Annotated in this window: 20 protein-coding genes and 1 pseudogene; 3 read left to right on the plus strand and 18 right to left on the minus strand. The window is 68.0% G+C overall.

Features of this window, described 5'->3' with window-relative positions:
• Positions 1–285 (plus strand): HNH endonuclease (locus tag ACPXB3_RS20350; protein ID WP_425729319.1); only part of this gene is annotated, 285 nt, incomplete at its 5' end.
• A gap of 190 nt (positions 286–475) precedes the next feature.
• On the opposite strand, the gene ACPXB3_RS20355 is transcribed toward ACPXB3_RS20350, so the two are convergent.
• The 9 genes from ACPXB3_RS20355 to ACPXB3_RS20395 form a co-directional block, all read right to left on the minus strand.
• Positions 476–1,210, minus strand: coding sequence for a DNA alkylation repair protein (locus tag ACPXB3_RS20355; protein WP_425706768.1), 735 nt, complete (start codon positions 1,208–1,210; stop codon positions 476–478).
• Entirely contained in the window at positions 1,207–2,430 is a 1,224-nt protein-coding gene (locus ACPXB3_RS20360) for an NAD(P)/FAD-dependent oxidoreductase (RefSeq protein WP_425729321.1), read from the minus strand. Before ACPXB3_RS20360 ends, ACPXB3_RS20355 begins: the two co-directional genes overlap by 4 nt.
• 42 nt (positions 2,431–2,472) lie before the next feature.
• On the minus strand, positions 2,473–3,090 hold the full coding sequence (locus ACPXB3_RS20365) for a hypothetical protein (RefSeq protein WP_425706770.1): 618 nt from the start codon (positions 3,088–3,090) through the stop codon (positions 2,473–2,475).
• Positions 3,087–3,749 carry a hypothetical protein gene (locus ACPXB3_RS20370; protein WP_425706771.1) on the minus strand — a complete coding sequence of 221 codons (663 nt, stop codon included), beginning with the start codon at positions 3,747–3,749 and terminating at the stop codon, positions 3,087–3,089. Before ACPXB3_RS20370 ends, ACPXB3_RS20365 begins: the two co-directional genes overlap by 4 nt.
• Positions 3,746–4,249 carry a hypothetical protein gene (locus ACPXB3_RS20375; RefSeq protein ID WP_425729323.1) on the minus strand — a complete coding sequence of 168 codons (504 nt, stop codon included), beginning with the start codon at positions 4,247–4,249 and terminating at the stop codon, positions 3,746–3,748. Before ACPXB3_RS20375 ends, ACPXB3_RS20370 begins: the two co-directional genes overlap by 4 nt.
• Positions 4,246–4,842 carry a hypothetical protein gene (locus ACPXB3_RS20380; RefSeq protein WP_425706773.1) on the minus strand — a complete coding sequence of 199 codons (597 nt, stop codon included), beginning with the start codon at positions 4,840–4,842 and terminating at the stop codon, positions 4,246–4,248. Before ACPXB3_RS20380 ends, ACPXB3_RS20375 begins: the two co-directional genes overlap by 4 nt.
• A complete protein-coding gene (locus ACPXB3_RS20385) occupies positions 4,839–5,693 on the minus strand; it encodes an SDR family oxidoreductase (RefSeq protein WP_425729325.1) in 855 nt (284 codons plus the stop codon). Before ACPXB3_RS20385 ends, ACPXB3_RS20380 begins: the two co-directional genes overlap by 4 nt.
• Positions 5,694–5,748: 55 nt before the next feature.
• Entirely contained in the window at positions 5,749–6,375 is a 627-nt protein-coding gene (locus ACPXB3_RS20390; RefSeq protein ID WP_425706775.1) for a TetR/AcrR family transcriptional regulator, read from the minus strand.
• Positions 6,376–6,521: 146 nt separating this feature from the next.
• The gene (locus ACPXB3_RS20395; protein WP_425729351.1) at positions 6,522–7,496 is read right to left on the minus strand and encodes an o-succinylbenzoate synthase; all 975 of its coding nucleotides are present in this window, start codon (positions 7,494–7,496) and stop codon (positions 6,522–6,524) included.
• A gap of 96 nt (positions 7,497–7,592) precedes the next feature.
• Here ACPXB3_RS20395 and ACPXB3_RS20400 point away from each other — a divergent pair, with 96 nt between their 5' ends.
• The gene (locus ACPXB3_RS20400) at positions 7,593–8,540 is read left to right on the plus strand and encodes an oxygenase MpaB family protein (RefSeq protein ID WP_425706776.1); all 948 of its coding nucleotides are present in this window, start codon (positions 7,593–7,595) and stop codon (positions 8,538–8,540) included.
• 14 nt (positions 8,541–8,554) lie between these two features.
• Here the strand turns inward: ACPXB3_RS20400 and ACPXB3_RS20405 are convergent, their stop codons facing one another.
• Together ACPXB3_RS20405 and ACPXB3_RS20410 are read right to left on the minus strand one after the other, a co-directional pair.
• Positions 8,555–9,319 (minus strand): alpha/beta fold hydrolase, encoded by a 765-nt coding sequence (locus tag ACPXB3_RS20405; RefSeq protein WP_425706777.1) that lies wholly within the window; start codon positions 9,317–9,319, stop codon positions 8,555–8,557.
• A gap of 44 nt (positions 9,320–9,363) precedes the next feature.
• Positions 9,364–13,206 (minus strand): annotated as a pseudogene (locus ACPXB3_RS20410) (helix-turn-helix domain-containing protein).
• On the opposite strand from ACPXB3_RS20410, the gene ACPXB3_RS20415 reads away from it, so the two are divergent.
• Positions 13,205–13,720 (plus strand): response regulator transcription factor, encoded by a 516-nt coding sequence (locus ACPXB3_RS20415; RefSeq protein WP_425706779.1) that lies wholly within the window; start codon positions 13,205–13,207, stop codon positions 13,718–13,720. The pseudogene ACPXB3_RS20410 and the gene ACPXB3_RS20415 overlap by 2 nt on opposite strands.
• A gap of 179 nt (positions 13,721–13,899) precedes the next feature.
• Here ACPXB3_RS20415 and ACPXB3_RS20420 read toward each other — a convergent pair whose 3' ends face one another.
• From ACPXB3_RS20420 to ACPXB3_RS20450, 7 genes are all read right to left on the minus strand, one after another.
• The gene (locus ACPXB3_RS20420) at positions 13,900–14,871 is read right to left on the minus strand and encodes an alpha/beta hydrolase (RefSeq protein ID WP_425706780.1); all 972 of its coding nucleotides are present in this window, start codon (positions 14,869–14,871) and stop codon (positions 13,900–13,902) included.
• Positions 14,872–15,142: 271 nt separating this feature from the next.
• Complete coding sequence (gene tuf / locus ACPXB3_RS20425) at positions 15,143–16,333, minus strand: elongation factor Tu (RefSeq protein WP_425706781.1); 1,191 nt, start codon at positions 16,331–16,333, stop codon at positions 15,143–15,145.
• A gap of 132 nt (positions 16,334–16,465) precedes the next feature.
• Positions 16,466–18,571 (minus strand): elongation factor G, encoded by a 2,106-nt coding sequence (gene fusA, locus ACPXB3_RS20430; RefSeq protein WP_425706782.1) that lies wholly within the window; start codon positions 18,569–18,571, stop codon positions 16,466–16,468.
• A gap of 86 nt (positions 18,572–18,657) precedes the next feature.
• On the minus strand, positions 18,658–19,128 hold the full coding sequence (rpsG, locus tag ACPXB3_RS20435) for a 30S ribosomal protein S7 (protein ID WP_425706783.1): 471 nt from the start codon (positions 19,126–19,128) through the stop codon (positions 18,658–18,660).
• A gap of 6 nt (positions 19,129–19,134) precedes the next feature.
• Complete coding sequence (rpsL, locus tag ACPXB3_RS20440) at positions 19,135–19,506, minus strand: 30S ribosomal protein S12 (protein ID WP_425706784.1); 372 nt, start codon at positions 19,504–19,506, stop codon at positions 19,135–19,137.
• A gap of 509 nt (positions 19,507–20,015) precedes the next feature.
• Positions 20,016–20,579, minus strand: a complete 564-nt coding sequence (locus tag ACPXB3_RS20445; RefSeq protein ID WP_425729327.1) for a hypothetical protein — start codon at positions 20,577–20,579, stop codon at positions 20,016–20,018.
• Between the two features lie 35 nt (positions 20,580–20,614).
• A complete protein-coding gene (locus ACPXB3_RS20450) occupies positions 20,615–21,505 on the minus strand; it encodes an exodeoxyribonuclease III (protein WP_425729329.1) in 891 nt (296 codons plus the stop codon).
• Positions 21,506–21,539: the final 34 nt, after the last annotated feature.

Consider the following 21,539-nt stretch of genomic DNA (forward strand, 5'->3'; position numbering starts at 1 on the left):
AAAGCGTTGCTGCTGCGCGACAAATGCTGCATCAAGTGTGGTGCGCCCGCATCGCGCACCCAGGCGCACCACCTCGTGTCGTGGGTTGACGGTGGGGCCACCGACCTCGACAACGGCTGCTTGCTCTGCACCAGCTGCCACCACGACGTCCACGATAGTGGGTGGAATGTCGTGATGGGCTTCGATCGACATCCGTGGCTGATCCCGCCCGCCACGGTCGATCCCCGACGACGACCGTTACCGGCCTACAACCGGCGCACCCTCCACCTCGACAGCGCTGCCTGAAATCGGCCGCCTGACACTGACCGCCTGAACTCAGCTGCTTGAAACCGCCCTACCCACAATGACTTTCTGACCCCGCACCCGGCCTTCCGGGACCGCGACCGTTCGTTGAGAACTTCATAGGGCTCGGCCCCACGACTTCCGGGCCCACGACTGCCGGGCCGGCGCGACGTGGCGGAAGCCGCCGAACATGTCACCGCAGCGCGCGGTACTCGCTGCGTGCCGACGCGTCGAGGTGCTCGATCGCATAGCGCAGCGCGGTGCGTCCCATCTGCGCTGCGTTGACGTCGAGATATTCGGTGAGCGTGCGGGTTTCGACGCGCTTACCCATTTCGCGCAGCATCCACCCGAACGCCTTTTGGATGAGGTCGCGGCGGTCACCGATCACGATCGGCGCGACCGCCAGAGTGGCCGACGGGTCACCCGCCCGCAGGTGGGCGTGGGTGCCGACGATTCCGGTCCGTCGGTGCCACAGCCGCTCGTCGGCCACGAGCTCGAGCAGCAGCCCGAAGTCACCGCGGCGCAGGCACCACCGTCCGACGATCGGTGCGGCCGAGCAGTCGACGAGATCCCAATTGTTCACTCGCCCTTGGTCGAGGGCAACTCGATAGTCGGCGACCCAGTCACCGGCCGCGGCGTCGTCGGCGCGTGCGCACTCGCCGTCCATCAGCAGCAGCGCCAGGAATCGGATTTCGTGGAATCGCGAGGTCAGCAGCTCGTTGACCGGTTCGCGGTCGATGCCGCGCCATCGTCGGGCGAGGGTCCGCAACTGTGGAACCGACACCCCGAGGAACTCATCACCCTCGCCGTAGCCGCCGGGTACGGCCTGCAGATAGCGGGCCACCCGGTCGGCCCGCACCGGATCGGCAAGGTCGGTGACCGACGCGACAACCTGTGCCGCAAGCGGATTCCGGGCCGGCCAGGTCACGACTGGTGGGGCGAGAGGACTTCGTCGATGGGCGTGGGGGTCTGCAGCTTGGCCCGGGACTTCATCACCGCGCCCGCCTTGCCCGCGCCGGCCACTGCGGTCAGGATTCCGTCCCGGGAGTAATAGGCCAGGAACCTGGCACCGTCGTCGCTGACGACGTGCACGTCGTCGTCGGGGCGGGGACGCCCGAGGACCTGGATCTTCACTCCGAACTGATCGCTCCAGAAGTACGGCACCGCGGCCTTGATGGGCGCGCGCGGTCCGCCGGCGATCGCGGCAGCGACCACTGCAGCCTGATCAACCGTGTGGTTCCAATGCTCGACGCGCCGGGCTGCGCCGCTCTCGTCCCGCCAGTTCGCGACGTCACCGAGCGCGTAGACATCGGCGGCACCGGTGCTTCCATCGGGGCCGCAGGCGATCCCGCCACCCACCTCGCGTGCGGCGAGCTCGATTCCGGAGCCGGTCAGGTAGTCGGTGACCGGAATCGAACCGATGCCGACGACGACGATGTCGGCGGGTACGTCGGTGCCATCGGACAATCGCACCGCGCGCACCGCACCCGAGGGATCACCGACGATCTCGTCGACCCCGATACCCGCACGGACGTCCACCCCGTTCGCGGTGTGCATACGGGTCACCAGGGCGCCGATCTGCGCGCCCAGCGCCAGGGCCAACGGGGTCGGCGCGGGCTCGACGAGCGTCACCTGCACGCCACGCGCGGTCAGGCTCGCCGCCACCTCACATCCGATGAAACCGGCGCCGATGACGACGGCCGTCCGCGCGGCGTCGATCTCGGCGCGCAAGACGACCGCGTCATCGAAGGTGCGCAGGGTGTGTACGCCGGTCAGTTTCTCGGCGCCGGGGAACTTGCGCGACGTGAGGCCCGTGGCCAGAACCAGCTGATCGTAGGCGATCTGCACGGCGTCGCCGCCACCGGTGCTCTGCACGGTGACGGCCTTGGCCTTCGGGTCGACCGCGGTGACCCGCCGGCCCAGACGCAGCGTGATCGACGAATCGCCGTAGAACTCGGCGGGTTTCAGATCGACGCGCTCGTCTTTGCCGAGCAGCACCGTCTTCGACAGCGGCGGCCGGTCGTAGGGTGCATACGGCTCGGCGCCGATCAACGTGATGGGCGACTCGTAGCCGTTGGCGCGCAGGTTCTCGGCGAGCCGGACGGCCCCGAGGCCGGCCCCGACCACAACCACTCCTGCTGCACTCATCGTCGTCCTACGCCCTCTCATGTCAGCGACTGATGACCCGCGTCAGCGAGTGACATCACCGACCTGTTGCATGTCGGCCAGAAGCCAGGTTCCGTTCACCTTACTCATGACCAACCACTTTTCATAAGGTGTATGTTCAGCGTTCCCCGATGCCGCGCCCGCACCGGCGGGGTCGGGTGCTGCGGGATCTGGCACGGTGACGGACTGGTCGCCGAAGGCCAGCACCCGCGCGCGGTCGGGATGGAACTCGCCGACCGCCACCCCGATCACGGTGACCGTCATCCGCGCCGATGCGGCGAGGGCTCCGGGCAGCACGACGTCGGCGCGGTCGGCGTCATAGCGCGCGAGCAGCGGGTCACTCAGATGTGTGCGGACCGTCGCGGGCGATGGCGCATGCTCGCCGCCGAAGGTCATCAGTGCGGTGATCGCGCTCGTCGCAGCCCGCTCGACGGCGGACCGCTCGGCGTCGGTGGGTCGTGGGGTCTGCCGATGTGCCTGGGTCCACGCGATGGCCGCGACCACGAGGGCCGCGACGATCAGCACGGCAGCACCGGCCATCGCCCGGCGGCCCCGCCGCGAGAACCGGCGTGACACCCGGTGTGGCCGGACGAGTGGGCGCACCCGGTTGCGCTGGGTCCAGGTGACTCCGAACCGCGTCATGCCGGCACCGCCGAGTCGACGAGCCAGCCACTGCCGGTGCGGGTCATACCGAACCGGAGGGTGAGGCGATCGGCTTGCGGATCCCCGCCCACGAGAACCGGATTCGATGCCTGCACCACCAGCAGCGCCTCGGCATGTGCGCCCGGGTCCGAGCCGCCTGGATCGCTGATGAGTCCGGCCGAGAGGACCCGGCCGGCGCTCGGTGCGGGTTGCGCGGCGATCGCCTCCGTCAGTGCGGGGCGCGCCCGTTCGAGCCGATCGTGCTGCGCGCCGGTGCTCCCGGCGAGCACCTTCTCGACGTAGGCGTCAGCGTGCGCCGGGTCGGAGGTGAGCATCGTGGTGGCCGCCGTCCGGGCGGCGGCGAGAACGTCGTCCTGGGTGTCGGTGCGCTCCTGCGCTCGGGCGCCGAGCACGGCGAGCACGATCGCGGCCGCCGCGAGCGCTACGGAGACGGCGGCACCGACGGCCAGACCCCCGCGTAGCCATCGCGAACGCGCGCGAGCGCGTGTGCGGAGGTCGGGGGCGGCGGCGATCCGGGCTGTCCGGGCCTCTCGAGTGGCCACTGCCACTCGCTCCTGGGCGCGTCGCAGCCGGGCCGAGGCACCAGAATCGGAGGTGCCGCGATCCTGTGCGGGAGTCCTCTTGTCACCGGCCGTCATTGCAGCACCTCGGCACTACGCAGTAACCAATGTCCTTCGGCCAGAACGAATCCGGCGCGCAACGTGAGATGGTCGGTGGTCTCCTGACCGCCGTCGGCGCGGGTCACCACGCTCGCGCGGACGAGGACGTCACCGTCGTCGGTGCCCGCGTCGATGACGGCCACCGAGTCGGGGCGCCAGCGGATGGCGGCGGTGCCGGTGGCGGGCGCGCGCCGCAGTTGCGCCGCGAACGAGCCCGCGAAGTCCGCGGCCACCAGCGATCGCGACCGCGCCCGGTCGGCCTGCCAGTCGGCTGCATCGACCGAGAAGACGGTGGCGACGATGCCGGCGGCCTGCGCCCGCAGCGTGTCCCGGTTGTCGGCGACGGTGCGATGATCGGCCGGCGCCGACGCGGCCATCACCACCGCAGCGGTCAGTGCGGCCAGTACGAGCACCATCAGCGCCGACACGGCCAATGCCGCGCCGGGGGCGATGATACGTCTGGAAGTCCGGAATTTCATGGAAGGTATTGCACCGCCGCGACTTTGAGTACACCGGAGTCGTCGGTGACGGCCACCCGCAACCGGAATCTGCGGTCGGGAATCCGATGATCGGTCTGCTGATATCCGACGGTCGCGGCCACCAGAACGGTCGCCGACGTCGTGCTACGTGCGGTGACCCCGGTGCCGTCGACGGTTGCGGTGGCCGTGGTTCCGCTGCGGCGCACGAAAGCGGTGTAGGCGTCGGCAGATTGGGCGAACTCGTCATAGAAGGCGCCGGTCGCGTCGTCGAGAACCTGACGCACCCGATCCGGGGCGGTCGGGTTCGGACTCAGCAACAGCTCGACCACGTCGGTGGCCCGCGCCTCGAAGTCGGTGTCGGTGTAGGCATTCGCAGCGCGAACCCACATCACCACGCCCGTGGCGGCGGCGGCCACGGCGGCGACGAGCAGCAGCACCGGCATCGCCCACCACCAGCGGGGCACCGTCGGGAACGCGCCGGTGGCGCAGCGCACATCGTCGAGATCGTCGGCGGCGCGCCGCAATTCGCGGCGTGCCCGACGCTCATGCCGAACCGGGGGCGTTGCCCGCAGCGCAGGCCACCGCCCGGTCATCGCCGCATGCGCGCGTCGTAGTCGGCACGGGCGGCGCCGTCGTAGTCGAGGAAGATCCGGTCGAGGCCGGTCCGCCGGCGCGTCAGGCGCTTGAGTGCTTGCGGCAGCGCCGGATTGGTGTCGACCCACCGCATCGTGCGGGGCGCGGCGACGCGGGTACGCGGGGCGGCGATCACGCCGACCACGGCGGCGGCGACCACCTCCGGCTCGACCGTCTGGACGTAGCGGTTGGTCGTCAGTCCCGAGATCAGTCCGGTGCGGGTGAACGTCGGCATCACTGTGCTCACGCGCACCCCCTGCCCGGACAGCTCGGCGTCGAGCGCCTCGGAGAACTCGATGACCCCCGCCTTGACCGCGTTGTAGACCGCGAGGCCCGGCATCGGCAGCCGCCCGGCCACCGATGCAATGTTCACGATCTGCCCCGACCGGCGGGACGTCATACGTTGTGCCGCAAGCTGACTGCCGATGATCACGCCGAATAGGTCGATGTCGAGTGCGCGGCGGATCAGCGTCTCGTCGAAGGAGAGAAAGGCACCGACCGGCATGATGCCTGCGTTGTTGATGAGGACGTCGATCGACCCGACGCGCCGCTCGGTCTCGTCGAGGAACGACGCGAACACCGTCCGCTCGGTGACGTCGACTTCGACGCCCTCGACCCCGAGGTCGGCGGCGGCCTTGGCGAGCACCTCGGCGTCGACGTCGCCGATCACGACGCGGGCACCGGCGGCGAGCAGTTGGCGTGCCGTCTCGAAGCCGATACCGCGTGCACCACCGGTGATCGCCACCACCTTGTCGCCCAAAACCTTGTCGCCCAAAACCCTGTTGCCCGTACCCCTGTTGCGAAGATTCATCTCATACTTCCCTCGGTGTGGTGCTGCGTGATGCTCGGCGCCGCGGTACCAGCAGTCACCAGATCATCGGCGCGAGGAACTTCTCGGCGAACTCGCGTACCCGCTCCGGCGCCTGCCGTGACTCGTCGGAACTCGGTGTCTCCAGGAAGGAGATGACCAGGCGCACATGGATTTCCACTGCCTCGAAAAGGTCCTGTTCGGGCATCTGCGCCCCGGCTGTGCGCAGTGTCGCGGCAACCCGGCCGGTGGCGACGTCGATGAAGAGTGCGGTGACCGACGCGGTGATCGGTGCCATGTCGTGGTCGGTGAGCACGAGCCGCCGCATCAGTGGTTCGTCGGCGATCATCACCGCGCCGGCGGCGAACGCCTCGACCACGGCGGCGCGCGGACCGAGACCGCGCACCGCCTCGTCGAGGCGGACCATGCCCCGCTCGTAGAGCTCCGCGGCAACACCGAGCAGCAAGGTCTCCTTGTTGGGGAAGCGGCGGTAGAGCGTCGAGCGCGACACCCCGGCCCGTCGGGCCACCTCGTCGACGTTGGCGCGTCGCACGCCGACCTCGGAGAACTCGGCTTCCGCAGCCGCGATGATCGCCGAATTCTGGTCGGCGGGGCTGTTGGTGTTGCGAACCTTGCGACTGCCTCGCCTGGTGATGCTGCCTGCGGGGTCGGCGCTGGCGGTCATGGCCCCTCCATTCGGTCGGTGCGATCTGGAACAGACCCTACGATATGTCTCTAGCGGCGTCGAGTTCCCGCTCAACGATTTCCTTCCCGCTCAACGAGATCGTCGAGCGGGAACGAAATGAGTGAGCGGCAATGCCGTGCACGCGGTCAGCCGATCCGATGACCGCGCTCGGCGAGGACGTGATGACAGCGTTCCAGCCGCTCGAACCACCATCGCCGACGCACCTCGTCGGCCAGGATCGCCGGGCCCTCGGGCGCAAGATCGTCGGGCGCGATCCAGCGCGGGGTGAGGTGGCCGTCGACGGGCCGGAACGGCTCGGTGACGTCACGCTCGAACAGCGTTCCGGTGCCGAGCCCGCAGGCGAGGTCGAGCTCGGGCAGCGCGGCGGCCGCAGCGACCCCCGCCGCGATGCCGACCGCAGAGTCGAGTGCACTCGAGACCACCACCGGCATACCGATTTCGGCGGCCAAGGCGAGCACCGCTCGCATACCACCGAGCGGCGCCACCTTGAGCACCGCGACGTCGGCGGCCCCGGCGGCGACCACCCGCATGGGGTCGGCGGCCTTGCGGATCGACTCGTCCGCGGCGATCGGGACGTCGACCGCCCGACGCACCTCCGCCAGTTCTTCGACCGTGGCGCAAGGCTGCTCGGCATATTCGAGGTCACCGATGGCCCGCAGCGCCGTGATCGCCTGTGGGACAGACCATTTGCCGTTGGCATCCACCCGCACCCGCCCGAGGACCGCGCGGGTGGCGGCAACCCGGGCGACGTCGTCGTCGAGCGTCTGTCCGGGTTCGGCCACCTTCACCTTGGCCGTCTGCGCGCCGGGATAGCGCGCCAGGATGCCTGCGACCTCCGACGCCGGCACCGCCGGGACCGTCGCGTTGACCGGCACCCGGTCACGAAGCGCAGGCGGTGGCCCGAGATAGGCGGCCTCGATACCGGCGGCCAGCCAGGGTGCCGACTCCTCGTCGTCGTATTCGACGAAGGGACCGAACTCGCCCCACCCAGTCGGCCCGCGGAAGACCATCAGCTCACGCGTCGTGATGCCCCGGAAGCGCGTACGCATCGGCAGGCTCAGCACCGCCGCGTTCTCGAGCAGATCCGCCGCCGACGGCATGTCCTCGCCTGCCACATCCATCCTCCGTCCCGACCGCCCGGGGTCGTCATTGGAACAATTATGGTCGATCGTTCCTTCATGCGCTAGAGTCTCGCCATGACAGTGAACCAGGGTTTCGATTCCGCGATCCGGGAGGCGGAGCCGGTCCTCGTGGAGGCCGTGACCGACGGGTCCGAACCCGACGACACGACGCCGCGCCCTCGCCTCGGCGCGGACTCACTCATCTGGAAGTTCTACGGCGACGTCCGCGGAGTTCTCGGCTTCCAGCGACTCGCAGGTACCGAGAACTGCATCGAACAGCTCGGCGAGGCCGTACTCGAGCACTCGGTGATCTTCGACGACTTCCTCGGACGCGCCCGCCGCACCGGCCCGCCGGTCATGCGGACCGTCTACAGCACCGAGCCGGCCAAGTGGGGCCGCACGGTCCGCGACTTCCACCGCGACATCAAGGGCACGATCAGCGACGGCTCCCGGTATCACGCACTCAATCCGGAGCTGTTCTATTGGGCGCACGCCACTTTCGTCGATCAGGTGCTCTACATCACCGACACTTTCATCCGCCGGTTGTCCGACGCCGAGAAGGAGCAGATCTTCGCCGAGAGCAAGATCTGGTACGAGCTCTACGGGGTCAGCCCCCGTAGCCAGCCCCAGACGTACGCCGAGTTCCGTGCGTACTGGGATGACATGCTCGAGCGGTTCGTGCCGCACCGAACCGTCGTCTACGCCACCGGCTACATCCGCAAGGGACTCCCGCGGCCCCCGCGCATTCCGGCGCCGGTGTGGCGTGTTGCGGCGGCACCGCTGAACGCCGCCATCGGCACCGTCGTCGTCGGAACGCTCCCGCCGCAGATGCGCGCGGTCTGCGGCCTACCCTGGGATACCAAGCACGAAAAGAACTTCCAGCGCTTTGCCGCACTCATGCGCGCACTCAACCCGGTGTTCAACCGGCTACCGCTGCGCCGGCTGTACCTGCCGTGGGCCGCCGAGGCCTGGGAGCAGGTCGGGGTCGACCCGCGCCGGCTGCACAACAGCCCAACGAAGTAGCACCGGGCCATGCGTCATCGACCGGCCAGGAAACTCCCTGCGGCGGCAGTGAATTCGCGGCGACGGTCCCGGTGCACCGAGTGTCCGGCATCGATCATCTGGAAGCGGGCATCGGGGACGTCGGCGGCCAGCGTCTGCAGATGCTCCGACGGCAGGAAGCTGCGGGGTCCGCCGGAGATGACCAGCGTGCGTGCCGACACGTCCGGCAACCGGTCCCACCACTGCGGTTCGGGACGTTCGAACGCCGCACCGACCTGCTCGCCGACCGCGCGATCGAACCGCACCACCGGCATCGGATTGAGCATCAGCCATCCCAGCCCGCGCAGTCGATCTCCGAAACCCGCTGAGGGAGCGATCTCTTCGTCGAGATCGGCCTGCCCGCGGGGCATCGGCGGCACCTCTTCGAGGACCAGCGAACGAACCCGTTCCGGATCATTCATCGCCAGCCGCAGCGCAGTGTGGGCGCCGAGTGAGTGGCCGACGACGTCGGCCCGGCCGATATCGAGGTCATCGAGCACGAAACGCAGATCGGCGGCAAAGGAATCCAGCGCATAATCGCCGGGTCGCCCGCTGCGCCCGTGTCCACGCAGATCCACCGCGAGCACCGAACGTCCGTCGCGGCGCAACGCCGAGGCGAACGACCGCCACGTGCTGTGATCACTTCCCATGCCATGCACCAGCAGCACCGGCGGCGCGGTATCGGCACCGTCTGGCGACGGGTCGACCCGGACCGCGAGTGCCAGGTCACCGACGTCGGTCGGTCGCTGCAACAACCGCATTCGCCCCAAGTTACCAGCGCCGGCGGCGGCGTCCGCGGTGGGCATCACCGTCGGCACGGTGGCCGATAGGCCATGCCGTGGACGTAGGTGTGCCATTCTTCGGTGGTGATCTGGTCGCCGGGCCGGTCGCATTGAGCGCCGATGATCGCATCGGGGCTCAGCTGCCAGGTCTCGATCGCCCCCGTCTCGCCGGCCGCGATGATCCGGTCACCCGGGGCGAACCGGACGTCGTACACGCGCCCCGGGAAGGAGCGCAACACCACCTCGGCATGCCCGCCGTCGGCCAGGTTCCACACCCACACCTCGGAGTTGCCACCGCCGGCGACGATGTGGGAGCCGTCCGCGGAGAAGCCGGCGCTGTAGAGCTGCCCCGCCGGCCCCGACAGCGACACCACCGTGTGCGGCGAATTCGGGTGCGACACATCGGCGACGACGACCCGACGTTCCTCCGACGTCGCCACGATCTGCTTGCCCGACGCGTCGAACCGCACGGCCAGAGCAGCGCCGTGGAAACGGATCGGATTCCGATATGCCTTCGGCGCAGCGGGATTGCTCACATCGATCAGCCGCACGGCCCCGGTGGACGTGGCCGCCGCGAGTGTGTGGCCGTCCGGACTCAACGACGTCCACCACACCCCACCGCCGGCATCGAAGGTCGACACCACCTTGGGTGCCGTCAGGTTCGCCGCGTCGATCACCGTGATCGTGTTGCTGTCGGTGGCGCCGGTCACCGCCACATGTGACCGTTCGCTGTAGTCGACGGTCTCGTTGAGGGTCCGCTGCGCATCCACCGAACCGACCAGATGCGGATTCGCCGGATCCGACATGTCGGCGAATTGCACCGCGCCGGTGACCGTTCCGATCGCCGCGGTACGCCCCGACGCGGTGAGCGTCACCGCTCCCGAGTAGACGATGCCGGCCGGCGGCACCAGATCCGGTCCGGCCCGGTGCAACCCGTCGGGCGCGACATTCCAGTCCGTGATCCGGCCATCGGTACTGGAGTCGGCCGCCAGCAGCCGCGTCGTCGTGCCGTTGGCCGGGATCTGATAGACATTGTTGGGGCCGACCACGGTCATATTCGACACCGGCGGCCAATCCTGTACGCGCCCATCGTCACTCGACGCGATCACATGATCTCCGGCGAACACCGCCGCTACCGGATTCGATGATCCCGTCAGCACCCGCGGTGACGCCGACGGGTTCGTCGTATCGAAGATGCGCAGGGTGTTGTCGGCGCCGGCACCGGCGATCTCGGTGCCGTCGGCATTGACGGCCACTGCGGTCACATAGCTCTCGAAACCGCCGAAACCAGCGGACTTTCGGGGCTGCGCGGGGTCGGTGACGTCGAAGACGTCGATGACCCGACTGCGCAGCGCCGCGACCAGCCGGGTGCCGTCGGGCGTGTACACCAGGCCCTGGGCCAGTTCGTTGTCGCGCCACGCGTCGAGCGGGATCTCGCCGGCCGGCACGATCGCGTCACCCTCGATATGCCATAGATCGATGCGGCGATTGGCGCTACTCGTCGCCAGCGAGCGGCCGTCCGGACTGAATGCGGCAGCACCGGCGACTCCGGACACCTTGTCCGGCAAGGCAACCGGACGCCACGTTCCACCCGAGTCCACCCACGCCTGCACGCCGGTGTCTGGCACGTCGGCGACCACGAACCGTCCGTCGGGGCTGACCGCGATCGCGTTGACGTCACCGCGCACATCCGGGAAGTCGAAGGCACGGACCGGATGTGCCGGATCGGCGACGTTCCATGCGGTCAGCGTGTTTCGGCCACCGAGCAGAACCGTTCGGGTTCCGGGCAGGATTCCCACCCCACCGAGCCGGCCGCCACCACCGGGCGCCCAGAATGTCGCGATGAGCCGGTCGATCCCGTGGTCGGACACGTCGAACAACCGGACCTACCCACCGCCGCCGGCGGCCACGAGCAGCCGGCCCGAGCGCGCCAGCAGCACCGAGCCACCCTCGCCGACATATCGGTCGGGCACGCCATGACCGGTCGCGTCGATCAGCCGGGACCGAGCCTCCAGCGTCGGTGAGGTCTGGAAGGCGACCATCGCCACCTGTGCGGCGAGGAAGGGATCGCGTGCCTCGAGTTCGGTCGACTGGATCGCCAACTGCCGGCTCAGTGCCGCGTTCTTGGCGTCCTCGGCCTCTTCCCGATCGGAGACGGCGTGTAGGCCGGTGATCACCGCGGCCACCGCGGCGATCACCGCGACGAGCCCGAAGATCCCGGCGACCAGGGCGATCCGGCGGAGTTGGCCGGTGCGCCGACGTTCCTGCTCGTCCTGCGCGCGGACCCGGGCCTCGCCGGCGGCCAGGAACTGCCGGCTCGCCGGATCCAGCGCGACATCGTCGGCGGCGACAAGGGGCCGGAACATCTCCAGTCGCGCCCGCATGGGCAGCAGATCGTCGGGACGCGCGTTGGCCTCCCACTGTTCGCACAGCGCTCGCAGCCGCCGTCGGAGCAGGAGTCGCTCGCGGTCGGCGTCGATCCACTGGTCCAGTCGCGGCCACGCCGTCAGCAACGCCTCGTGGGCGACCTGGGCGGCCGACGACGTCAGCGTGACCAATCGCGCCGCGGCGAAGGTGTCGAGCACCTGCCGGTTCATGCCCGACGGATCGTCGGCCGCCAGATCGGCCAGCCGGACGGTGCGCCGGGTCACGGTCTCCTCGTCGACGTTGACCATCTCCAGGAGGATGCGCCGGGCCGCCGCCTGGTGCGCGGGATCGAGCGAGCCGAAGACCGACTCGGCCGTCTGCTCGACCGCACCCGAGATCCGGCCGGTCGACACATAGTCACGCACCGTGAGGCGCCGGCCGTCGGACTTCTCCCACGTCGCCCGCAGCGCATGCGACAGCAGGGGCAGCACCCCGGCGCCGACGGTCGCGCGCGTGGACGGCGCCACGTCGTCGAGCAACATGGTGACGAGGTCGTCGTCGACGCTGAGTCCGGCGGCCTCCGCGGGTGCCACGATGACCTCGCGCAGTTGCTCCGGCGACATCGGGGCGACGAGTAGCTGCGAGTCGGCGAGCACCGACGCGAGCCCCGGACCGGCGGCCGCGCGCTCGTAGAAGTCGGCGCGCAGCACGCCGAGGACCACTGTGCGACGTCGCGACAGAAAGTCCGCCAACCCCGCCGACAGCTCGAGCCGGGCCGCCCGGTCGCCCTGCGTCCACGACTCCTCGAGTTGGTCGATCACCAGCAGCACCGGCTCGTCGGCCCGTGTCTCGTCCTGCGCCCCCGCCTTGTCCAGTTCCCCTGACTCGTCCAACTCCGCGACCGCCTCGGCGAGGGCGCCGGCCGGGTCGTCGCCGGGCACCATGACCGTCGCGTGCCACTGCGCGAACGGCTCCTGCGCACCGATGCGCGGTAGCAGGCCCGCCCGCACCAGTGAGGACTTGCCGGCTCCCGATGCCCCGACCACGGCCACTGCGGAGTGCGCCCACGACTCACCGGCGATGCTCGCCTCGGTCCCCGGGGTTTCAGGAAGCCGGCGGTGCACCATCTGTGCCAGGCGATCGACCATCTCGTCGCGGCCGAAGAACCATGCGCCGTCGTCGGCGGAGAACGGGGCGAACCCTCGATACGGCGACACGGCCGCGGCCTTCTTGCGGGCCCGTCGGGACGACCGTTCGGCAGCCGCCCACCACCGGTCGACGTCCGTCGGATCGACGACGCCGCACGCGTGCAGCACCCGCTCGAACATCTCGCGACTAGCGCCGGTGGGAGCATGCTGCCCGGCGAACCAGCCGGCGACCGTGCCGAGCAATGCGTCGGCGTCGCCGGCGACCTCGCGGACGCTCAGCCCGGAGCGCTCCCGGAGGCCGGTCAGCGCCCGCCCCAGATCGTCGCGGCTGTGAACGGCATCGGGTCCCATGGCGAGAGCGGTCCTGTCGTCGGGCCAGGTTCGCCCTGGTCAGCGTATCGAGAAATGTATCGACTTCCGATTCTGGACCGATCAGACGCGCCTGCGCACGACAACCTATCCACTATTGGTCCACGCGGACGACACCGCGTGCATCTGCGCATCGCCGGATCGGGCCGCGGCGCGCCATCCCCAGGAGGTTGTCATCATCCCCGGTACGCAGGATCCGCCCTCGATGCGGCGGCCGGTCTCCGACCATCGCTTGTGTCAGCTACATCCGGCGAGTCGCCCGATGGTGCGGCACCCGCGACTGTCCCGCCGCGAGATCGAAGTTCTCGTCGCGTGGTTGCGGGCCGAGTCCAAGCAGGAAGCCGCCATGTCGTTGTTCATCAGCGTGTCGACGGTCAGTACCCACGTCGCCCGCATCCGCACGAAATACGAGTCCGTCGGTCGCGCCGCGACCACCAAGTCGGCGCTCTTCGCGCGCGCCATCCAGGACGGGTACGTCACGCTCGACGACTGGTGAACACCTGCCGCCCCGATCCGGTGGGCAGAGCTCCCGACACGGATACGAGCACCGTCGACGACGCGGTACCCGACGCCCTCGTGAGGGTCGGGGTGCCACGTCGTCGACGGTGATCGGCAACGCAACCGCCGATCAACACCGGCAAGACGCCGCATCCCCTGTCGGCGCCTGTCCGGTGATCAGCGGTCTCGGAACCATCCGGCGTTCTTCGCCCGCCAGACCATGTCCTGCCAATAGCCCCAGGTGTGCGTGCCCACGTTGGGGAAGTCGGTGGTGATCGGAATGCCCTCCAGTGATGCGGCGATCTGGAACGAGCGGCTCTGAGCCAACGCCACCGCCTCGAGCGGAGTGCCCTTGACCGCGTCGACGGCGTTGGTGTTGTAGCGTCCCCACGCGGCCGATCCGGCGGCAACCCGGATCTTCATGCCCCGCATGCGCGGCAACTGGACCAGGGCGTCGTTGGCCTGCCAGCGTGCGTTCCACGGTGGACCCCACATCGCGTCGGCGCTGAACGGCCCGAGCCCGGCCTCCACTCCCGCATCGATCAACGCGAGCCGGATCGCCTCGCGCATCGTCGGCGCGGACAGGTTCACATATCCCGACATCGAGAACACGTGCGAGATCCGGTTGCGGTGATAGGCGCCGTAGATCATCGCTGATCCGCCGCCCATGGAGATGCCCATCATGGCGTACTTGCCCCGCGGCCCGACCGCGAGCCCGCGGGCGTCGAGAGCCGCCACGATCCGGTCCAGCCGGCATGTCCACTGATAGCGGTACTTGATCTTGTTGCCCGGGCTGGCCGACTCCCAGTTGGTGTAGAAGCTGGCGATGCCACCCACGGGCTCCACGACGTTGACACCGGAATCGGCCAGCCGCGCGATGTTCGTCTCGTGCCGCCAGCCGCTCATGTCGTTCGTGGCGCGCATTCCGTCCAGGGCGATGACGGTCTTGTAGTTGCCCGACCGCGCCCAGATGTCGACCGGACTCGCCGGCATGCCGCACCCACCGACCGAGATCCGGTTCAGCGACGCCGCATCGGCATCACCCACCCCAGCCGACACCGACACCACCACGGCTGCCGACACGACCGCAACAGCCAGCACCCGCCGGCCCACGCGACGTTGGACCGACCGCCTCAGAATTGAACGCACCCAGGGACATTAAGTCGATGACGTCCCCTCGAGCCAGAGCTGTGACCACAGGGCTCCGACATTGAGACCAGTCGGTTACCCAAGTGGCAATTGGGGCAGGATATTACTAATGTGACTGGCGAGGTGTACCGATCGGCGTTGGACACGCCTTGTGCCGTAGATCGGTGTCAGCATGTGGCACCGATCTACGGCACAAAGGTTATGGGTACGAAAAAGGCGCCCCACCCGCTTACGCGGCTGGAGCGCCTTTTTGCGACTCAGTGGGTCAGAGTCACTTGTTGATCTTCGTGACCCGACCCGCACCGACGGTGCGGCCACCCTCGCGGATGGCGAAGCGCAGGCCTTCGTCCATGGCGACCGGCTGGATGAGCTTGACGCTCATCTCGGTGTTGTCGCCCGGCATGACCATTTCGGTGCCCTCGGGGAGGGTCACGACGCCGGTCACGTCGGTGGTACGGAAGTAGAACTGCGGACGGTAGTTGTTGAAGAACGGGGTGTGACGGCCGCCCTCGTCCTTGGACAGGATGTAGGCCTGGCCCTCGAACTCGGTGTGCGGGGTCGTGGTACCCGGCTTCACGACGACCTGGCCACGCTCGACGTCCTCACGCTTGAGGCCGCGGAGCAGCAGTCCGGCGTTGTCGCCTGCCTGCGCGGAATCGAGGAGCTTGTGGAACATCTCGATGCCGGTGACGGTGGTCTTGGTCGACTTCTCGCGGATGCCGACGATCTCGACCTCCTCGTTCACGTTGACCTCGCCGCGCTCCACACGACCGGTGACCACGGTGCCGCGGCCGGTGATGGTGAAGACGTCCTCGACGGGCATCAGGAACGGCTTGTCGGTCTCGCGAACCGGATCCGGGATCGATTCGTCGACCGCATCCATCAGGTCCTCGACGGACTTGACCCACTGCGGGTCGCCCTCGAGAGCCTTGAGCGCCGACACCTTGACGACGGGGGCATCCTCGTCGAATTCCTGGGCGGCCAGCAGTTCGCGGACCTCCAGCTCGACGAGCTCGATGATCTCGTCGTCGTCGACCATGTCGGCCTTGTTCAGGGCGACCAGGATGTAGGGCACACCGACCTGACGGGCCAGCAGCACGTGCTCACGGGTCTGCGGCATCGGACCGTCGGTGGCGGCGACCACGAGGATCGCGCCGTCCATCTGGGCCGCACCGGTGATCATGTTCTTGATGTAGTCGGCGTGACCGGGTGCATCGACGTGCGCGTAGTGACGCTTGACGGTCTCGTACTCCACATGCGAGATGTTGATCGTGATGCCACGAGCCTTCTCTTCGGGAGCCTTGTCGATCTGATCGAACGCGAAGCTCTTGTTGAGCTCCGGGAACTTATCGTGCAGGACCTTGGTGATGGCCGCGGTCAGGGTGGTCTTGCCGTGGTCGACGTGACCGATGGTGCCGATGTTCACGTGCGGCTTGGTCCGCTCGAACTTCGCCTTCGCCACTTGATTGTCCTCCTGGACTTGTTGCTCTGCTGGGCGGATCCCAGCAAGGGTTTCTTCTTACGTTGTTCGCGCCGTGTCACCACGACTCATGCGTCGTGGGCGCTTCGCCAAAACCAGTGGCCGAGTACGGATTTACTCGCCAGTGGCCTTCGCGATGATTTCCTTCGACACGTTCGCCGGAACTTCGGCGTACGAGTCGAACACCATGGAGTAGTTCGCCCGGCCCTGAGTCCGCGACCGCAGGTCGCCGATGTAGCCGAACATCTCCGACAGCGGAACCTGCGCCTTGACGACACGTGCACCACTGCGCTCCTCCATGGCCTGGATCTGGCCACGGCGGGAGTTCAGGTCGCCGATCACGTCACCCATGTAATCCTCCGGGGTCGTGACCTCGACGGCCATGATCGGCTCCAGGATCACCGGGCTCGCCATCCTCGCAGCTTCCTTGAGAGCCTGCGAACCAGCGATCTTGAAGGCCATCTCCGAGGAGTCGACGTCGTGGTACTGACCGTCGAGCAGTGAGACCTTCAGGTTGACCAGCGGATAACCGGCGAGCACACCGTACTGCATCGCGTCCTGCGCACCGGCATCCACCGACGGGATGTATTCGCGCGGCACGCGGCCACCGGTCACAGCGTTCTGGAATTCGTAGGTCGCACCGTCCTCGGCGTCCACGAGGGGCTCGAGTTTGATGATGACCTTGGCGAACTGGCCGGAACCACCGGTCTGCTTCTTGTGCGTGTACTCGTGCTTCTCGACGGTCTTGCGGATCGTCTCGCGGTAAGCCACCTGCGGCTTGCCGACGTTCGCCTCGACCTTGAACTCGCGACGCATGCGGTCGACGAGGATGTCGAGGTGGAGCTCGCCCATACCGCCGATGACGGTCTGGCCGGTCTCGTCGTCGAGCCGGACCGAGAAGGTCGGGTCCTCTTCGGCGAGCTTCTGGATCGCGGTGCCGAGCTTCTCCTGGTCGGACTTGGTCTTCGGCTCGATCGAGACGTTGATGACCGGGTCCGGGAAGCTCATCGACTCGAGCACGATCGGTGCGCTCGAATCACACAGGGTGTCACCGGTGGTGGTGTCCTTGAGCCCGATCATCGCGTAGATGTGTCCGGCCCAGGCCTCGTCGACCGGGTTCTCCTTGTTGGCATGCATCTGGAACAGCTTGCCGATGCGCTCCTTCTTGCCCTTGGTGGCATTGAGCACCTGGGTGCCGGCCGAGATGTGGCCGGAGTACACGCGCACGAAGGTGAGCTTGCCGAAGAACGGGTGCGAGGCGATCTTGAACGCCAGAGCCGAGAACGGCTCGTCGGCGCTGGGCTTACGAGAGAGGATCTCCTCCTCGTTGCCCACCGCGTGGCCCTCGACGCTCGGCACGTCCAGCGGGGACGGCAGATAGTCGATGACCGCGTCCAGCATCGGCTGCACGCCCTTGTTCTTGAAGGCCGAGCCACAGATCACCGGGTAGTACTCACGCGCGATGGTGAGCTTGCGGATGGCGCCCTTGATCTCGTCGACCGAGAGCTCCTCGCCACCGAAGTACTTCTCCAGCAACGCCTCATCGCTCTCGGCGACGGTCTCGAGCAGCTTCTCGCGGTACTCGGCGGCCTTGTCGACGAGGTCGGCGGGGATCTCCTCAATGGTCGGCTCCGCGCCGATCTCGACGGTGCCACGCCAGGTGATCGCCTTCTGCTCGATCAGGTCGACGACGCCGTCGAAGTTGTCCTCGGCACCGATCGGCAGCTGGAGAACCAGCGGCTGGGCACCGAGACGCTCTTCGATGGTGCGCACCGTGAAGTAGAAGTCCGCGCCGAGCTTGTCCATCTTGTTGACGAAACAGATACGGGGCACGTCGTACTTCTCGGCCTGCCGCCAGACCTGCTCGGACTGCGGCTCGACGCCTTCTTTGCCGTCGAACACGGCGACGGCGCCGTCGAGCACGCGCAGACTGCGCTCCACCTCGACGGTGAAGTCGACGTGGCCCGGGGTGTCGATGATGTTGATCTGGTTCTTGTTCCAGAAACAGGTCACCGCAGCGGAGGTGATGGTGATCCCCCGCTCCTTCTCCTGCTCCATCCAGTCGGTGGTCGATGCACCGTCGTGGGTCTCACCGATCTTGTAATTGACACCGGTGTAGAAGAGGATTCGCTCGGTGGTGGTGGTCTTGCCGGCATCGATGTGCGCCATGATGCCGATGTTGCGAACCTTTTTCAGGTCGCTGAGCACTTCCTGTGCCATCTAATTCCCTCCGGGAATTGTCATAGGACTAAAGACTGTTTTTTCGAGGCCGCGGCTCCGCCGCCCACCCTCGCAAGCTCGGGTGGTCACCAGCGGTAGTGTGCGAACGCCCGGTTGGCCTCGGCCATCTTGTGGGTGTCCTCACGGCGCTTCACGGAGGCGCCGAGACCGTTGGATGCGTCGAGCAGCTCGTTGGCCAGTCGCTCGACCATCGTCTTCTCACGACGCTGCCGGCTGAAGGTCACCAGCCAGCGCAGTGCAAGGGTGTTGGCGCGGCCGGGCTTGACCTCGATCGGCACCTGGTAGGTGGCACCGCCGACGCGGCGGCTCTTGACCTCGAGGGTCGGCTTGACGTTGTCGAGAGCACGCTTGAGGGTGACGACCGGATCGGTACCGGTCTTCTCGCGCGCCTGCTCGAGCGCGCCGTAGACGATGCGCTCGGCGGTCGACTTCTTGCCGTCCAGCAGGATCTTGTTGACCAGCTGGGTGACCACGGGCGAGCCGTAGACCGGGTCGTTGATCAGGGGACGCTTGGGTGCGGGTCCTTTACGTGGCATCGCTGATCAGTTCCCCTTCTTGGTGCCGTAACGGCTACGGGCCTGCTTGCGGTCCTTGACACCCTGGGTATCGAGCGAACCGCGGATGATGCGGTAACGCACACCCGGCAGGTCCTTCACACGACCACCGCGCACCAGGACCATCGAGTGTTCCTGCAGGTTGTGGCCCTCACCCGGGATGTAAGCGGTGACCTCGACGGCACTGGTCAGGCGCACACGGGCGACCTTGCGCAGCGCGGAGTTCGGCTTCTTGGGGGTGGTGGTGTAGACGCGGGTGCACACGCCGCGACGCTGCGGGCTCCCCTTGAGGGCTGCGGTCTTCTTCTTCGCAGCCTTGTCATGACGGCCCTTGCGGACCAGCTGATTGATCGTTGGCACTTAAGTGTTTTCTTCCTTTGTCGGCACGTCCGTCCGCACACCGGGTGCGACGGTTCGATGTTGTTGTCGTCGTGGTTTGTGCTCCGGGCAGGCCGCCCGATCGCGAAGAACGTGATCCGGCGGCTTCCACAACTCGCCCCACCAGAGCGTCAGCCCTGGTCAGTACAGTTATCGCTACCCCGAGGTCGGGCGTGTCAGACGCTCGACTGCGGATTCGCTTGTCAGTCCGCATCCCCATCGCATGGGCAGGAGTACCCAGACGATTCACTACCGTCGACACCTCTCGGCTGCGTCGGCAGGGCACGCGAACTGGCCCAGCTGTTGCCAGGCACCGACGATCCACTCTACCGATGGGGTTCACCCAGGTCAAAAATCGGATCCAGAAGATCAACGTGGCGGCAACACCGGATGATCGGCAGGTGATCGACTGCCGCTTGTCAACGCCATGACCTGGCCGGACATTCCCACGACAGCCCGCAGGCCGTCGTCACCGGTGTTCTGTTCGGCGGTCAATGACCGAGGAAGGTCTTCAGGACAACGATCACACCGGCGAGGCCGGCGGCGACCAGGCCGGCGATCACCATGCCGAGATCGAGCCGGTTGCCGCGCACCCGTTCGGTGACGATCTGGATCGACGCGATCCGCAGCACGATGATCCCGCCCGCGATCAGTTGTGCGGCGTCGGTCGGGATGAGGCCGTGATACCCGAGGACCAGGACGATGGCGGGCCAGATCGCCGACGACGCGATCGGGACCGCATCGCGCAGCTCCTCGAACACCTCGCGGCGGGCGGCCTGCCGGTGCGCATCATCGCCGGCGTGACGCCCATGGTGGTCATCGGCCCGATGCGCCTCGGGGATGTTCGCGCGGGCGAGCAGATCGGCGAAGACGTGCGCGATATAAGTGGTCACACCGGTTCCGACGACGATCAGCCCGGCATGGCCGTCGTAGATGGACTCGCCGGAGGCCACCACCACGGCGGCGAGCACGAGGATGTTGCCGTACACGTAGGCCGACAACCGGGATGCGGCGCGGTGCGCGGGCAACGGCCCGCCGCGACGCTCGGTGAGCATCCCGTACCACCGGGCCGGGCGCCGTCGCGCCGCGCTCACTGCGCGGGCGGAGCGGACTGGGGCAGCGTCGCGCGTGTGCCGCCGCGCCGGGCGGGATTCGACGGCGGCGGGACCATCGGGCCGATGTCGCCGTCGGGGGCGTCGTCGAGGTCGACGACGACGGGCGCGTGATCGCTGGGTTTGGTGCCCTTGCGGGCAGCCCGGTCCACCCAGGCGGCGGCCACCCGGCCGGCGGTGTCGGCGCCGGCCAGGACGAGGTCGATGCGCATGCCGAGGTCCTTGTGGAACATTCCGGCACGGTAGTCCCAGTAGCTGTAGACACGTTCGGACGGCCACCGCGCGCGCACCACGTCGGTCAGTCCCAGACCTTCGAGACCGCGCAGCGCCGACCGCTCGGGTTCGGTGACGTGGGTATGACCGACATAGGCCCCGGGGTCGAACACGTCCGCGTCGGCGGGCGCGATGTTGATGTCGCCGCACAGCATCGTCTGTGCGGCCTCCGGCGCGACCGCCTCCCGCAGCCGCTCGAGCCACGCCAGTTTGTAGTGGTAGTGATCGGAGTCGGGGGTGCGGCCGTTGGGGACGTAGAGCGAATACACGCGCACGCCCCCGCAGATCGCCGACACCGCCCGCGCCTCGGGCGCCGACTCTGGCTCGGGATAGCCTGGGGCGCCGTCGAATCCGCGGCGGACCTCATCGAGTCCGACCCGCGACAGGATCGCCACCCCGTTCCACTGCCCTTGGCCCACATGGGCGAACTCGTAACCGCGGTCGGCGAATTCGGGTCCGAGGACGGTGTCGAAGACGTCGTCGGACAGTTTGGTCTCCTGCAGGCACACCACGTCCGGACGCCGCTCGTCGAGCCAGGGCAGAAGTCGCGGAATCCGCTGTTTGACGGAGTTCACGTTCCAGGTCGCCACGCGCATGCCGACAACGGTAGTCGGCGCTCCACCCCGATGG

Source organism: Gordonia sp. DT219 (genome assembly GCF_049847065.1).
Taxonomy (GTDB): domain Bacteria; phylum Actinomycetota; class Actinomycetes; order Mycobacteriales; family Mycobacteriaceae; genus Gordonia.